14 protein-coding genes are annotated in these 13865 nt (G+C 72.2%); 7 read left to right on the top strand and 7 right to left on the bottom strand.

All coding sequences use genetic code 11. The features are described from left to right. Positions 1-116: 116 nt before the first annotated feature. Positions 117-404 (bottom strand): DUF4235 domain-containing protein, encoded by a 288-nt coding sequence (locus R9X44_RS08275; RefSeq protein WP_319813407.1) that lies wholly within the window; start codon positions 402-404, stop codon positions 117-119. 128 nt (positions 405-532) lie between these two features. Here R9X44_RS08275 and valS point away from each other — a divergent pair, with 128 nt between their 5' ends. Continuing rightward, positions 533-3055: a valine--tRNA ligase gene (gene valS / locus R9X44_RS08270; protein WP_319813406.1), complete on the top strand. Its 2523-nt coding sequence runs from the start codon at positions 533-535 to the stop codon at positions 3053-3055. On the opposite strand, the gene R9X44_RS08265 is transcribed toward valS, so the two are convergent. Beyond that, positions 3042-4013 carry a hypothetical protein gene (locus R9X44_RS08265; protein WP_319813405.1) on the bottom strand — a complete coding sequence of 324 codons (972 nt, stop codon included), beginning with the start codon at positions 4011-4013 and terminating at the stop codon, positions 3042-3044. The two genes, valS and R9X44_RS08265, sit on opposite strands and share 14 nt — an antisense overlap. A gap of 37 nt (positions 4014-4050) precedes the next feature. Between R9X44_RS08265 and R9X44_RS08260 the strand changes: the two genes are divergently transcribed. The 3 genes from R9X44_RS08260 (at position 4051) to R9X44_RS08250 (ending at position 6134) form a co-directional block, all read left to right on the top strand. Then, positions 4051-4761, top strand: a complete 711-nt coding sequence (locus R9X44_RS08260; RefSeq protein WP_319813404.1) for a PIG-L deacetylase family protein — start codon at positions 4051-4053, stop codon at positions 4759-4761. Between the two features lie 76 nt (positions 4762-4837). Then, positions 4838-5302, top strand: coding sequence for a dUTP diphosphatase (dut, locus tag R9X44_RS08255; RefSeq protein ID WP_319813403.1), 465 nt, complete (start codon positions 4838-4840; stop codon positions 5300-5302). 28 nt (positions 5303-5330) lie between these two features. Continuing rightward, on the top strand, positions 5331-6134 hold the full coding sequence (locus R9X44_RS08250; RefSeq protein WP_319813402.1) for a DUF3710 domain-containing protein: 804 nt from the start codon (positions 5331-5333) through the stop codon (positions 6132-6134). Between the two features lie 486 nt (positions 6135-6620). On the opposite strand, the gene R9X44_RS08245 is transcribed toward R9X44_RS08250, so the two are convergent. After that, entirely contained in the window at positions 6621-7586 is a 966-nt protein-coding gene (locus R9X44_RS08245; protein WP_319813401.1) for a LacI family DNA-binding transcriptional regulator, read from the bottom strand. Between the two features lie 87 nt (positions 7587-7673). On the opposite strand from R9X44_RS08245, the gene R9X44_RS08240 reads away from it, so the two are divergent. The 3 genes from R9X44_RS08240 to R9X44_RS08230 are packed head-to-tail and all read left to right on the top strand — an operon-like array spanning position 7674 to position 9986. Next, a complete protein-coding gene (locus R9X44_RS08240) occupies positions 7674-8867 on the top strand; it encodes an MFS transporter (protein WP_319813400.1) in 1194 nt (397 codons plus the stop codon). A gap of 10 nt (positions 8868-8877) precedes the next feature. Continuing rightward, entirely contained in the window at positions 8878-9255 is a 378-nt protein-coding gene (locus R9X44_RS08235) for an OB-fold nucleic acid binding domain-containing protein (protein WP_319813399.1), read from the top strand. Then, complete coding sequence (locus R9X44_RS08230; RefSeq protein WP_319813398.1) at positions 9252-9986, top strand: DUF3159 domain-containing protein; 735 nt, start codon at positions 9252-9254, stop codon at positions 9984-9986. Before R9X44_RS08235 ends, R9X44_RS08230 begins: the two co-directional genes overlap by 4 nt. Positions 9987-10098: 112 nt before the next feature. On the opposite strand, the gene R9X44_RS08225 is transcribed toward R9X44_RS08230, so the two are convergent. From R9X44_RS08225 to R9X44_RS08210, 4 genes are read right to left on the bottom strand one after another with little or no spacing between them, the layout of a single operon-like run. After that, positions 10099-10668: a GTP-binding protein gene (locus R9X44_RS08225; protein ID WP_319813397.1), complete on the bottom strand. Its 570-nt coding sequence runs from the start codon at positions 10666-10668 to the stop codon at positions 10099-10101. Continuing rightward, positions 10649-11020 (bottom strand): DUF742 domain-containing protein, encoded by a 372-nt coding sequence (locus tag R9X44_RS08220; RefSeq protein WP_319813396.1) that lies wholly within the window; start codon positions 11018-11020, stop codon positions 10649-10651. Before R9X44_RS08220 ends, R9X44_RS08225 begins: the two co-directional genes overlap by 20 nt. After that, on the bottom strand, positions 11017-11415 hold the full coding sequence (locus R9X44_RS08215) for a roadblock/LC7 domain-containing protein (protein WP_319813395.1): 399 nt from the start codon (positions 11413-11415) through the stop codon (positions 11017-11019). Before R9X44_RS08215 ends, R9X44_RS08220 begins: the two co-directional genes overlap by 4 nt. After that, positions 11412-13793: a nitrate- and nitrite sensing domain-containing protein gene (locus R9X44_RS08210; RefSeq protein WP_319813394.1), complete on the bottom strand. Its 2382-nt coding sequence runs from the start codon at positions 13791-13793 to the stop codon at positions 11412-11414. The genes R9X44_RS08215 and R9X44_RS08210 overlap by 4 nt, the downstream gene beginning before the upstream one ends. Positions 13794-13865: the final 72 nt, after the last annotated feature.

Genomic DNA, 13865 nt, shown 5'->3' with positions numbered 1-13865 from the left:
GGGCCGGCCACCGGGCCTCCAGGGCCGGTCAGGGAGCCGGGAGTACGGACCGACGGCGGGACGGGCGGCACACCCGTCCCGCGTGCCGGGTTCTGTCGTTCAGGGTCCGTGCGGGTTCAGTCGTCCTTGAGCAGGTGGGCGGGCAGCGCGCCGGTGGTCGCCTGCCACTGCTTGACCGCGAGCCTGGTGACCAGGACGCGGCTCACCTCCATGCCGACGCCGATCAGCACGGCCCAGCCGAGCGCCTCGGCGAGGCTGACGTCGGGGGCCTCGGGGTTGACCGGGGGCTTGCGGCCGGTCCCCTTGCGCCACAGCAGTTCAAGTGACTTGCGTGCGGCAAGTCCGCCGACCATCCCCGTGATGCCGGCGAAGATCTTCCAGCCGACGTCCGGTTTCTGGGCCATCGTCGCCCCTTCCTCGCTCGTGCGGCGTAGTCCGCAGCGTCTTCCGACGCTATCGCGATCGGGACCTGTCTCCCCAGGGCGGCGGTAATCAACGCGCCTTCCGCGCCGCGCGTCCCTATCCTTGGCGGATGACCGAGACGCAACGCACCCGCGCCATCCCGGAAAGGGCCACCCTCGACGGCCTGGAGGACAAGTGGGTAGCCGTCTGGGAGCGCGAGGGGACCTACGCCTTCGACCGGACCAAGGACCGCGCCCAGGTCTACGCGATCGACACGCCGCCGCCGACCGTCAGCGGGTCGCTCCACGTCGGGCACGTGTTCTCCTACACGCACACCGACACCGTCGCGCGCTACCAGCGGATGCGCGGCAAGGAGGTCTTCTACCCGATCGGCTGGGACGACAACGGCCTGCCGACCGAGCGCCGCGTCCAGAACCACTTCGGGGTCCGCTGTGACCCGTCGCTGCCCTACGACCCGTCGTTCGAGCCGCCGGACAAGCCGGGCAAGCAGCAGATCCCGGTCAGCCGCCGGAACTTCATCGAGCTGTGCGAGCGGCTGACCGAGGTGGACGAGAAGGCGTTCGAGGAGATGTGGCGGCGGGTCGGCCTGTCCGTCGACTGGAGCCACCTGTACACCACGATCGGGGCCCGCGCCCGGGCGGCGTCCCAGCGGGCCTTCCTGCGCAATCTGGCGCGCGGCGAGGCGTATCTGGCCGAGGCCCCGACCCTGTGGGACGTGACGTTCCGCACCGCGGTCGCCCAGGCGGAGCTGGAGAACCGCGACCAGCCCGGCGCGTTCCACCGGCTCGTGTTCCAGGGGCCGGAGGGGCCGGTCCACGTCGAGACGACGCGGCCCGAGCTGCTGCCCGCGTGCGTCGCGCTGGTCGCACACCCCGACGACGACCGCTACCGCGCGCTGTTCGGCAGCGCCGCGCGCACGCCGCTGTTCGACGTCGAGGTGCCGGTCCTCGCGCACCGGCTCGCCGACCCCGAGAAGGGTTCCGGCCTGGTGATGGTCTGCACGTTCGGCGACACCACCGACGTGGTGTGGTGGCGCGAACTCGACCTGCCGATCCGCGCGGTCGTCGGCCGCGACGGACGGATCGCGCCCGAGCCGCCCGAGGGCGTCCCCGCGGCCCCTTACGCGGAGCTCGCGGGCAAGACCGTGCACAGCGCGCGCGAGCGGATCGTGGAGCTGCTGCGCGGGTCCGGCGGGCTCGAGGGCGACCCCAAGCCGTTGACGCGTCCGGTGAGCTTCTACGAGAAGGGCAGCAAGCCGCTGGAGATCGTCACGACCCGGCAGTGGTACCTGCGCAACGGCGGCCGTGACGAGGACCTGCGCCGCAGGTTCGTGGAGTCGGGCCGGAAGATCTCCTGGCACCCGGCCTACATGCGCACCCGGTACGAGAACTGGGTCGAGGGCCTGAACGGCGACTGGCTCGTGTCGCGGCAGCGGTTCTTCGGCGTGCCGATCCCCGTCTGGTACCCGCTGGACGGCTCGGGCGAGCCGCGTTACGACACCCCGCTCGTGCCGGACGAGGCGCTGCTGCCGGTGGACCCGTCGACCGACGTGCCCGCGGGCTACACCGAGACGCAGCGCGACGTTCCTGGCGGTTTCACCGCCGACCCCGACATCTTCGACACCTGGGCGACCTCCTCGCTCACCCCGCAGATCGCCGGACGCTGGAGTGACGACCCCGACCTGTTCGCCCGCGTCTTCCCGTTCGACCTGCGCCCGCAGGCCCACGACATCATCCGCACCTGGCTGTTCTCCACGGTCGTGCGCAGCGAACTCGAGTTCGGGACGCTGCCGTGGACCGACGCGGCGCTGTCGGGCTGGATCCTCGACCCCGACCGCAAGAAGATGTCGAAGTCCGTCGGGAACGTGGTGACGCCGCTCGGGCTGCTCCAGCAGTTCGGGTCCGACGCCGTCAGGTACTGGGCGGCCAACGGCAGGCCGGGCACCGACACCGCGTTCGACACCGCGCAGATCAAGGTCGGCCGCAGGCTCGCGACCAAGGTGCTGAACGCGTCGAAGTTCGTGCTCGGGCTGCCGGGCGAGGCCGACGACGCGGCGCTGACGCCGCTGGACCGGGCGATGCTCGCCGGGCTCGCCGACGTCGTCGCCGAGGCGACCGCCGCGTTCGAGGACTACGACTACACGCGCGCGCTGAACGTCACCGAGCGGTTCTTCTGGCAGTTCTGCGACGACTACCTCGAGCTGGTCAAGCAGCGCGCGTACGGCGAGGGCCCGGCGTCGGCCGCCGCGCGCTCGGCGCTGCGCACGGCGCTCGACGCGCTGCTGCGGCTGTTCGCGCCGTTCCTGCCGTTCGCGACCGAGGAGGTCTGGTCGTGGTGGCACGACGGCTCGGTGCACCGCGCGGCGTGGCCGGAGCCGGGTGAGCGCGCGGGCGACCCGCGGGTGCTCGCCGCGACGGCCGACGCGCTGTCGCAGGTCCGCAAGGCCAAGTCGACGGCCGGGACGTCGATGCGCGCGGAGGTCGCCAGGGTGGTGCTGAGCGGCGCGGACGCCTCGCTCGTCGCGCTCGACGACCTCGCGGCGGCCGGGGTCGTCGCCGACCTCGCGGTCGTGGGGGACAGCGCGGCCGAGGGCGTCAGCGCCGAGGTGGAGCTGGCCGTCACAGGCCCTTGACGAGTTCCCTGGTGAGCTTGGTCAGCCGCTGGCCCGAGACCCGGTAGGACGCGCCCGCGGGGTTGAGGGTCAGCACCACGACGATGTACCTGGCCTGCGCGCCGATCGTCCCGGTGGTGTGCAGGACGGGCCGGCCGAGCCCGAGGTCGGGGCCTGCGGCCGGGACGTAACGCGAGTTGTTCGCGCAGGGGTAGGGCGGGGTCAGGCCGAACCCCGACCACCCCTGCTTGACCGCGTGCCTGCGCTTGGTCGCGGCGGGGATGCCCCAGCTCTGGTCGAACCCGTCGGTCCCGCACTTGGTGGCCTTGCCGAGGTGGCCCATGATCGTGTCGCGGACCTTCGGCGATGCCCTGTCGAGCAGGAACCGGTACGTCGCGGCGATGTCGCGCGCGCTGATCGCGGTGTAGCCCCAGTAGCCGGGCTGGCCCGCGGGCGGCGGCGCGGTGTCGGCGAGGCTGATCTTCTTCTTCATCCGGGTGACGATCGCGCCCTTGCCGCCGAGGTTCCAGAAGAACGTGGCGGCCGAGTCGTCGCTGGAGCGCAGCATCTTGGCGAAGCGCGCGGCGTGCGCGGGCGCGACCTTGCCCTTGCGGCTGCCCAGGTAGTCGAGCGCGATGAGCAGCTTGACCACCGAGGCCGACCTGACCGTCCTGTTCGCGCCGCTCTTGCTGAGCGTCCTGCCGGTCTTGCGGTCGTAGACCACCCAGCGCGCCGAGACGCCGGGCGCGGGCTTGGGCCGCGCGGCGGGGGCCGCGGGGGCGTCGGGCGCGGGGGCCTCCGGCGCGACGGCGGTCGGGTGCGGGGAGCCGCCGCCCGACGAGCCGCGCGGGGCCTCGGCGGCGGGCGCGGAGGCGGCGTCCGGCGCGGGCGCGGTCCCTGAGCCGCCGCAGGCGGTCGCGGCCGTCAGCAGCGCGAGGGAGCCCGCGAGCAGCACGCGGCGGGCCGGGAGGTGGCTCATCCGGCACACCCTAGTGCCGCCGTCTAGGCTGGCGTTCATGGAGGCAGTGGAGTTGCAGGCGGTGGAGGAGGACTGGGAGTCCGCGCTGGCGATCGTCGCGCACCCCGACGACCTCGAGTACGGCGCGGCCATGGCGATCGCGCGCTGGACCGCGCAGGGCAAACGCGTCGTCGAGGTGCTGGCGACCCGGGGCGAGGCGGGCATCCAGGCGATGCCGCCCGAGGAGGTCGGCCCGATCAGGTCGGCCGAGCAGGTCGAGGCGGCGCGGATCGTCGGGGTCGACACCGTCGAGTTCCTGGACTTCCCGGACGGGGTGCTCGAATACGGGCTGCCGCTGCGCCGCGCGGTCGCCGGGGCGATCCGGCGGCACCGGCCGGACGTGGTCGTCTCGCTGAACTTCAGGGAAACGTTCGGGCCCGGCATGTACAACATGGCCGACCACCGGGTCCTCGGCCGAGCCGTTGCCGACGCGGTGCGCGACGCGGCCAACCCGTGGGTGTTCCGCGACCTTCCCGACCCGGCCTGGCAGGGCGTCAGGTTCGCGCTGTTCGCCAACGCGCCGCAGGCCACGCACTTCGTGGACGTCACCGACCATGTGGAGACCGGGCTCAGGGCCCTGGCGGCCCACGAGGTCTACTTCGCGAACCTCGAGGGCGGTCCCGACCCGCAGGAGATGGTCAGGTCGATCCTGGCGGGGGCGGGCGAGGCCGTCGGCGTGCCCTACGCCGTGGCGTTCGAGCGGCTGTAGGCGGCGTTCGAGCGGCCGTGACCTCCGGGCGGCGGTAGGGTTTCCACCCTGACCGGCCTTGAGGGGGAGGAACGGCGTGCGCGGTGCCGTCGAGGTGTTGATCAAGCGGCTCGACCAGGGGCTTCCCGCCCCGTCGTACGCCCATCCCGGCGACGCGGGAGCCGACCTGTACGCGGCTGAGGACGTGGTCCTCGAGCCCGGCGAGCGGCATGTGGTGCCGACGGGGCTCGCGATCGCGCTCCCCGATGGCTTTGCCGCTTTTGTCCATCCACGTTCCGGTCTTGCGGCTAGCCTGGGGGTGACGCTGGTCAACGCCCCTGGCACGGTCGACGCCGGGTACCGGGGTGAGATCAAGGTGACGCTGCTGAACACCGACCTGCGTGAGACCGTCCGGCTGGCACGCGGCGACCGGATCGCCCAGCTGGTCATTCAAAAGGTGGAAAAGGCGGCTTTTGTGGAAGTCGCCGATCTGCCGGGATCGGCCCGCGGCGCGGGCGGATTCGGCTCCACAGGCGGATACGCTCAGCGAGCGCACTCCTAGCGCGCATTCGAACGAAGGAGTAGGGAAAGTGGCTTTCGGACGTCGTCGTCAGGAGAAGCAGTCGGCGGCGCAGCCCGCCGAGGCGGTACCCGCCGAGGAGACCGCGCCGGCCGGAGGCACCGGCCCCTGGGACGCGGCCGAGGACACGGTGCCCGAGATGGAGCGGCTCGACTTCGGGGCCGTCCAGGTGCCGATCGGCCCCGGCCTGGAGATCCAGGTCAACCTCGAGCCGACCGAGGTCGACGACCAGGGCAACCCGGTCAACGGCAAGATCGTCGCGATCACGGTGATCGCCGGGCAGAGCAGCATGCAGCTCCAGGCGTTCGCCGCGCCCAAGCGCTCGGGCATCTGGGAAGAGCTGCGCAAGGAGCTCGCCGAGGAGATCACCGGCAACGCCAATGGTCAGGTGCAGGAGGGCGAGGGCCCCTTCGGCACCGAGGTGCGCGCGCTGATCCCCGCGCAGCTCACCGCCGAGATGCTCGAGCAGATGCCGGAAGAGGTCCGCTCGCAGATCCCGCAGGAGGTCATCGACCAGGGCTTCGCGTGGCAGCCGCTGCGCTTCCTCGGCATCGACGGCCCGCGCTGGTTCCTGCGCGCCCTGATCGCCGGTGAGGCGGTCGAGGACGAGGAAGCCTTCCAGCCCCTGGAGGACGTCCTCTCCCAGATCGTCGTGGTCCGCGGCGACCAGCCGATGCCCCCGCGCGAGGCCCTCCCCCTGAACCTCCCCGCCGAGGCCAAGAACGCCATGGGCCAGCAGGAGACCGAGTCCGACGAAGACGACGACGACTTCGACCCCTTCACCCCAGGCACCCACATAACCGAAGTCCGCTAACCCACCCCACCCCGCAGTCCCTCCGGGACTGCGGGGATACGGCGTCGCCGTGGTCCGCTGTAACCCGAGGCCCCACCCTGCGGTTGCGGGGTATACGCGTCGCCGTGGTCCGCTGTAACCCGAGGCCCCACCCTGCGGTTGCGGGGTATACGCGTCGCCGAGGTCCGCTGAGACCCGAGACGCCGAGCCCCTACCCCGCAGTCCCCTCGGGACTGCGGGAAAAGGGCATCGGCGGGGCCCGCTGACCTGAGGCGCTGAGGTCGTGTCTCGCAATCCCCTGGGGCTGCGGGGAAGAGGGCGTCGGCCGGGGTCTGCTGGGACCACGGGCGCTGAGGGCGTGTCGCGCGGTCCCTTGGGACTGCGGGAAGAAGGGTCTCGGCGGGGTTCGCGGGGGCCGTAGGCTGCGGTGCCTTTGGGGGTGCGGGGGGAGGACTCCACTACCCCGCAGTCCCGAAGGGACTGCGGGGTAAAAGGGGTTGGGGTGGGTTAGGTGGGGGTGCCGGTGGAGCGGCGGATGATGAGTTCGGCGGGGAGGAGGGTTGGGGTGGCGGGGCGGCCTTCGAGGACGTCCATGAGGTGGGTCATGGCGAGTTCGCCCATGCGTTCGGCGGGGAGGCGGACGGTCGTGAGTTCGAGGGCTTCGGCCAGGTAGAGGTCGTCGAAGCCGGTGATGGACACGTCGCCGGGGACGTTGAGGCCGAGGTGGCGCGCGGCCTTGTGCGCGCCCGCGGCGAGGGTGTCGTCGTCGCAGACGAGCGCGGTGGGGCGGTCGGGGGCCGACAGCATCCGCAGCGCGGTCTCGAACCCCGCGGCGATGCTGATCGCGGCGCGTCCGGTGACGAGTTCGGGGACCCGGTCGGCGAGGCCGAGCGCGCGGCTGCGGAACGTCCACACGTTGATGTCGGCGGCGAGGTGCCCGATCCGGGTGTGCCCGAGCCCGCGCAGGTGCGCGACGATGTCGCCGATCGCGGCCTGCACGTCGAAGTTGACGGTCGGGGCAGGCCCCGCGGGGTCGCTGTCGACCATGACGAGCGGGACCGGGCGGCGCATCCCCGCCAGCGAGTTCTCGCCCATCGACGACGCCAGCATGCCGTCGATGGCCTCCTGCGGGCCGCTGAAGGGCCCGTCGGCCTCCAGGGGCCACGGGAACACCACGAGGCTGAAGCCGTGCTCCACCGCGACCTTGGCCGCGCCGGTGTAGACGGCGGCGAAGAACGGCGCGGTGATCGCGGGGACGACGAGCATGATCGTCCGGGTGCGGCCGAGGCGGAGGTTGCGGGCCGCGGGATTGGGCCGGTAACCGAGCCGCTGCGCGGCCTCGCGGACGTTCTGGGCGGTGGCCTCCGAGACGCGTCCCGGCCACTTTCCGCTGAGCACCATCGAGACCGTGGACTGTGAGACGCCGGCCGCGGCCGCGACGTCCTTGCTCGTGGGCCGACTGTGTGCTGGCATCACGCCCCTTAGAGTAGATCCGTCGGTGCCGCCCCCATACGTATCACTGATTCTAGTGATACGTATAACTGACGGGTATGGAGAATTATGCGCGTCTATCTCAGCCTTCTGCGAGCCCCCTACGCGGCGCGGCTCCTCGGCGGGACCCTGCTGGGCCGCCTGCCGAACGGGATGGGCGTGCTCGCGATCGTCCTGTTCACCCGCGCCGAGGGCGGCAGTTACGCGCTCGCCGGCATGCTCGCCGCCGTCCACGGCCTCGCCGCCGGGGCGGGACAGCCGCTGCTCGGCAGGCTCATGGACCGGCTCGGCCAGCCGCGCGTCCTGCTCACCAGCGCGGCCCTGGCGGGCGCGGGTTTCGTCGCGTTCGCGTTCACCGGGATCGGCTCGGTGCCGCTCGCGCTCGTCGCCGTCTCCGTCGCGGGGCTGTTCACGCCGCCGCTGGAACCGGGCCTCCGGGCGCTGTGGCCCGATGTGCTCAAGGAGCCCGACCAGGTGCAGGCCGCGTACGCGATGGACGCGGCCGCCCAGGAACTCCTGTTCACGCTCGGGCCCGTGCTGGTGATCGCGTCCAAGGCCGTGTCGGGGACCGCGCCGCTGTACGTGTGCGCGCTGCTCGGGCTGGCCGGGGCCCTCGTGGTCGCGCTGTCCGGGCCGTCGCGGGCGTGGCGGGGACGTCCGTCGGCGGGGGACTGGGCGGGGGCGCTGCGCTCGCCGGGCCTCGTCGTGCTCGGGGTGTCGCTCGGGTTCATCGGGCTGAGCCTCGGCGTCTTCAACGTCGCGATGGTCGCCTACGCCGAGGGGATCGGGCGCGAGGAGGCGTCCGGGTGGCTGATCGCCGTCAACGCGCTCGGGGCGCTGACCGGCGGACTCGTCTACGGGGCGCGGTCGTGGCCCGGGCGTCCGGAACGCCGGATTCCGCCGCTGCTCGCGGGACTGACCGTCGGGTACGCGCTGCTGCTGCTCACGCCCGGCCTGCCGCTGATGATGGTCCTTTCGTACGTCTCGGGGATCTTCCTCGCGCCGACCCTCGCGTGTGTCTTCGGTCTCGTCGACGGCCTCGCCCCGGCGGGCACCGTCACCGAGGCGTTCGCGTGGATCGTGGCGTTCATGACCGTCGGGGTGTCGGCCGGCTCCGCGCTCGCGGGCAAGGTCCAGGACGACGTCGGCACGGTCGCCGCGCTGTCCGGATCGGCGCTCGGCGGGGTGGCGGCGGTGGCCGTCTGTCTTGCCGGGGGGTATCTGTTGGCCGCGCGTTCCCCGGCCGGTCCGCGTTTGCCGTAGCCTCTGAAACATGGACGAAGCGCCCGGCAGCGGGCTGCGAGGCTTCCTCCGCCGCCTCGCTTCGAGCAAGGCCGAGATGGAGGCCGAAGAGCTGCGGAAGGACACGGGCGCGGAGGGGGCGACACCCATCGCCGCCTGCGCCGAACGCCGCAGGGCGCACGTCGCCGGTACGCTACGTACGGTGACCCTGCGACCCCGGGGCGGCGCGCCCGCCCTGGAGGCCGAACTCTACGACGGCTCGGACGTGGTGAACCTCGTCTGGTTGGGCCGCCGCCGGATCGCCGGGATCGAGCCGGGCCGAAGGCTCAGCGCCGAGGGCCTGGTGAGCGTCCAGGACGGCCGCAAGGTCATCTTCAATCCCCGCTACGAACTCCGAGGATCGACGTGACCGACGTGCAGGCAGCCCACGAGGCGGACGAGAACGCCAGGCGGACGGTCGAGGCGGCGGTCCGCTCCCAGCTCGGCAAGGCGCTGGGCGGCGGCCGCGGCATCGCCGAGGGCGCGGTGCCGACCGTCCTGTTCACCCTGACCTGGCTGATCAGCCATGATCTGAAGCTGTCGGTCGGCCTGGGCGTCGGCTCGGCGGTGCTGCTGCTCGTGGTCCGGCTGGTGCAGCGCTCCACGACCCAGTTCGTCCTGAACAGCCTGGTCGGGATCGGCATCGCGGCGTTCTTCGCGCTGCGCACCGGCAAGGCCGAGGACGCGTTCCTGCCGGGCATCCTCTACAACGCCGTCTATTCGGTCGTGCTCATCGGCTCGATCGTCGCGCGCTGGCCCGTCGTCGGGTTCATCATCGGGTCCGTCACCGGCGACCCGACCGCGTGGCGGCGCGACCCGGCGATCGTCAGGCTGTGCGCCAAGCTGACGTGGCTGCTCGTGCTGCCGTGCGTGCTGCGCGTGGTCGTCCAGTACCCGCTGTACCTCGCGGGCATGGTCGGCTGGCTCGGCACCGCGAAGATCGCGCTCGGCTGGCCGCTCCAGGTCGCCTCGTTCGCCGCGATGGTATGGGTGCTCGCGCGCGGCCGCACCCCCCTGCCGGACGACGAGACGCCCGAGGACGTCGCCGCCGCGCTCGAGGGCGCCAGGGAACAGGACGGCCGGGACAAGCCCGCAGAATGACGCTCAGCCCTCGGGGGAGGGCTCTGTGCGGTCCATAAGGGCCGATTGGGGACACGCTCAAACGACGAACGGCCGCCTCGGCGGCCGTTCGCGCGTCGGCGCGCGGAAGGAACTAGCGCCGGGCCATCGCCGTCATGACGTGGCCCATCAGGCTGATCAGCACCTGGCGGGTCGACTCGCGCGAGCGCGCGTCGCAGTTGACGACCGGGATCTCCGGGTCGAGGTCGAGGGCGATGCGGATGTCGTCGGCGGTGTAGGGCTTGGCGCCGTCGAACGTGTTCACCGCGATGATGAACGGCAGGCCGCGCCGCTCGAAGTAGTCGATCGAGGCGAAACAGTCGGCGAGCCTGCGGGTGTCGACTAGGACGACGGCGCCGAGCGCGCCCTCGGCGAGCTCGTCCCACATGAACCAGAACCGGTCCTGGCCCGGCGTGCCGAACAGGTAGAGCACGAGTCCGGTGCGCAGCGTGATCCGGCCGAAGTCCATCGCCACGGTGGTGGTGGTCTTGCGCTCCACGCCGTCCAGGTCGTCGACGCCGATGCTGCGCTCGGTGAGCTGCTCCTCGGTGCGCAGCGGACGCATCTCGCTCACCGACGCGACCATCGTGGTCTTCCCTGCGCCGAACCCTCCCGCCACCAGGATCTTGACGGCGAGCTCGGCCTCAGAGGGCCTGGAGTCCATGAATTACCTCTTCGATGATTCTGGTGGTGGGGAACCTGGTGACGGACGAAGGGGCCCGCACCGTGATCCGACGGTCGTTCAGCAGATCGCCGAGCAGCACCCGCACGACACCTACGGCAAGGTCCAGCGCGGACGCCAGTTCCGCGACCGTGAGCGGCTGATGGGCGAGCTGGAGGATCGCCTCGTGTTCAGGGGACAGAAGCAGCGAACCGTACACCGGTTCGGTCGTGCGCACCACGAGTGTCATGAGATCGAGATCGGTCCGGTTGCCGGACTCGGTCCGGCCACCCGTCAGCCAGAAGGCCCGGACGATGGGTCCGGCCTCCTCGTCCAGCCACTCGTGTCCGGTCACGGAAGACTCACCGTCCGGGGCTTGGCCGACAGATGCAGGCCGACCCGCGTCACCAGCATCGCCATCTCGTAGGCGATGACGCCCACGTCGGCGGCGGAGTCGGCGAGCACCGCGAGGCACGCGCCCTGACCGGCGGAGGTGACGAACAGGAACGCGTCGTCCATCTCCACGATCGTCTGCCGGACCGCGCCGCCCTTGAACGCCTCGCCGGTGCTGCGGGCCAGGCTCTGGAATCCGGACGCGAGCGCCGCCATGTGCTCGGCGTCGTCACGGGCGAGGCCCCGGGAGGAGCCCACCACGAGTCCGTCGCTGGACAGGACGACCGCCTGCTTCACCTGCGCGACGCTGTCGACGAGGTTGTTCAGCAACCAGTTGAGATCGCCGGGTTCGGTCATGAGTGCTCCTCGGAGTGCTGAAGGTGTTCGTCACCGGACGCCGCGGAGTCGGCGCGGCCGCGTTCCCAGCCACGCTGCATCGCCGACATCCGCAGCCGGAGGTTATCGGGCGAACGTTCCGGCGGTTCGGGGACCATGGGGTTCGGTCCGGAGACCGCCCCCTGACCCGCCGCCGGAAGAGTGTTGGGTCCCGTCGTCGCCGACACGAGGTCGGTGGGGGTGGCGGGGACCTCCGTACGGGTCTTGCGCCGCCGCCTCGGCAGGCCGAGGTGCATCCCGAGCGCGTCGTCGGGCTGCGCGGCGGGCTGCTCGGGGGCCTCCTCGGGGGCGACGGCCTCGGGGGCGGGGCCGTCGGCCGGGGGCTGCGGGGCGGCCGGGACGTCGGGCACGGGGACCTCCTCGCGTAGGACCGCGACCGGGCGCGGTTCTGCGGGGCCGCCCGCGGCGGCGAGCACGCGTTCGGCGCGCAGCGCGGGCGACGGCTCGGCGGGCGCGTCGGGGACGTCGGCGGCCAGCAGTTCGCGCGGCAGGAACACCACGGCGGTGGTGCCGCCGTAGGGAGAGACGCGCAGCGACACCCGGATGCCGTGCCGCTTGGCGAGCCGTCCGACGACGAACAGGCCGAGCCGCGCGGTGTCGGAGAGGGTGAACTCGGGCGGCGCGGCGAGCCGTTCGTTGAGCTGCTCGATGACCTCGGGCGGCAGGCCGAGCCCGCGGTCCTCGATCTCCAGCACGTATCCGGCGGCGACGCCCTGGCCGGACACCTCGATGGCGGTGTCCGGCGGCGAGTACTGGACGGCGTTCTCGATGAGGTCGGCGAGCAGGTGGATGGTGTCGGCGACGGCGGGTCCGACGAGCGCGATCCGGGGCATCGGCAGCACCCTGACGCGCGTGTAGTCCTCCACCTCCGAGGCCGCGCCGCGCACCACGTCGACCAGCGGGACGGGCGAGCGCCAGCCGCGTCCGGGGGCCTTCCCGGCGAGGATGACCAGGCCCTCGGCGTGCCGCCGCATGCGGGTCGCGAGGTGGTCGAGCTGGAACAGGCGGCCGAGCTGCGCTGAGTCGTCGGCCTCGCGTTCCATCTCGTCGAGCAGCGACAGCTGACGGTGCAGCAGCGCCTGGTTGCGCGAGGCGAGGTTGACGAATACCTCGCGGACGTTCGCCATGGTCGCCGCCTCGTGCATCGCGGCTTCGAGGACGGCGGCGCGCGCGGAGGTGAACGAGCGGAAGATGCGCTCGATCTCGGTGACGCTGAACTGCACGCCTGGCTCGATCGGCTCATCGCCGACCCGCTGGCCGTTGCGCACGAGTTCGGCCATCACCGGGAGCTGGTCGCGCGTGAAGTCGCCGACGGTGTCGGCGAGCGCCCGGCTCTCCCGGATGAGGCGGCGCGACACCCGCCAGGCGATGACGATCGAGCCGACGATCGCGCCGAGCCCGAGCCCGCCCGCGATGCCGATCTCCAGCAGCACCCCGATCGCGACGCCCTCCGCGCGCGAGGTGATGCCGCCGAGCATCTCCTCCTCGAGGGTGAGCAGCCCCGTCTGGACCTTCGCGGCGTTGGCGTCCCAGGAGACCTGCGCGACCGGTCCCGCGTTGCGGGTGATGCGGTCCTCGAACTGCTGGAGCCGCTGGTACTCGATGGTGTTGAGGAACGCGGTGTAGCGGTCGCGGTCGGCCGGGCGCAGCCGCGGCAGCGTGTCGGTGTACAGCAGGTCGCGCGCGCCGCCGGCCCGCGCCACCTCCTTGCGGTCCCAGGCGGTCAGCCCGCCGTCGAGCCGCCCGGCGAGCGCCGCGTCCATCCGCGACAGCTGCTCGCGGGCCATGCCGAGCGACGTCAGCGTCGCCACGTCGGCGGCGATCGTGAGGTCGGGCGGCGAGACCGAGCGGTAGATGGCGAACGCGTGGTCCAGGTACGTGCCGTACGACGACAGCACCTGCGGACGGCTGCGCGCCGCGCCGCCGTCGACGACGCTGCGCAGCAGGTCGAGACCGCCGAGGTCGCGGGTGAGGATGTCGATCGCCGAGCGGATGTCGCTCTCGATGCCGTCGCGCAGGCCAGGGTCCGAGGTGTTGGTCTCGAACACCGTGCGCGCGTCGTCGGTCGTCTGCCGCTGCGCCGCGAGGTCCTCCGCGGTGGCGGTCCGCGAGCCCGCGAGCGCCGCCATCGACACCATCCGCTCGTTCTGGAGCGCGGCGATGAGGGTCTGGGTGGGGCGCACGACCTGGCCGTCGAGCGACTGCGCGCGGGCGAGCAGCATGCCGTCGCCGAGCGACGTGAAAGCGGTGAACGCCCACAACAGCACAAGGGTCGTGAGGGGGACGGCGATGAGCGAGACGATCGCGGATCTGATCGGCTGGCTGCGGGAACGTCTCATGCCCGGCAGTCCTCCGTGGGTTCCGGCGGGGTGGTTCGAGGTATGGCGCTGAGGGGTAAGCGGAGCCTACTA

The organism is Actinocorallia sp. A-T 12471, assembly GCF_033875155.1.
GTDB lineage: Bacteria > Actinomycetota > Actinomycetes > Streptosporangiales > Streptosporangiaceae > Actinocorallia.
Note: the sequence above shows the minus strand (reverse complement) of the source record. Positions and strands in the feature narration are given on the sequence as shown.

Coding starts and splice junctions, on each gene's coding strand:
- R9X44_RS08210 (WP_319813394.1), bottom strand. CDS start 13,793: ATGAGACGTTCCCGCAGCCAGCCGATCAGATCCGCGATCGTCTCGCTC.
- R9X44_RS08260 (WP_319813404.1), top strand. CDS start 4,051: ATGGAGGCAGTGGAGTTGCAGGCGGTGGAGGAGGACTGGGAGTCCGCG.
- R9X44_RS08215 (WP_319813395.1), bottom strand. CDS start 11,415: ATGACCGAACCCGGCGATCTCAACTGGTTGCTGAACAACCTCGTCGAC.
- R9X44_RS08265 (WP_319813405.1), bottom strand. CDS start 4,013: ATGAGCCACCTCCCGGCCCGCCGCGTGCTGCTCGCGGGCTCCCTCGCG.
- R9X44_RS08240 (WP_319813400.1), top strand. CDS start 7,674: ATGCGCGTCTATCTCAGCCTTCTGCGAGCCCCCTACGCGGCGCGGCTC.
- R9X44_RS08235 (WP_319813399.1), top strand. CDS start 8,878: ATGGACGAAGCGCCCGGCAGCGGGCTGCGAGGCTTCCTCCGCCGCCTC.
- R9X44_RS08225 (WP_319813397.1), bottom strand. CDS start 10,668: ATGGACTCCAGGCCCTCTGAGGCCGAGCTCGCCGTCAAGATCCTGGTG.
- valS (WP_319813406.1), top strand. CDS start 533: ATGACCGAGACGCAACGCACCCGCGCCATCCCGGAAAGGGCCACCCTC.
- R9X44_RS08275 (WP_319813407.1), bottom strand. CDS start 404: ATGGCCCAGAAACCGGACGTCGGCTGGAAGATCTTCGCCGGCATCACG.
- R9X44_RS08245 (WP_319813401.1), bottom strand. CDS start 7,586: ATGCCAGCACACAGTCGGCCCACGAGCAAGGACGTCGCGGCCGCGGCC.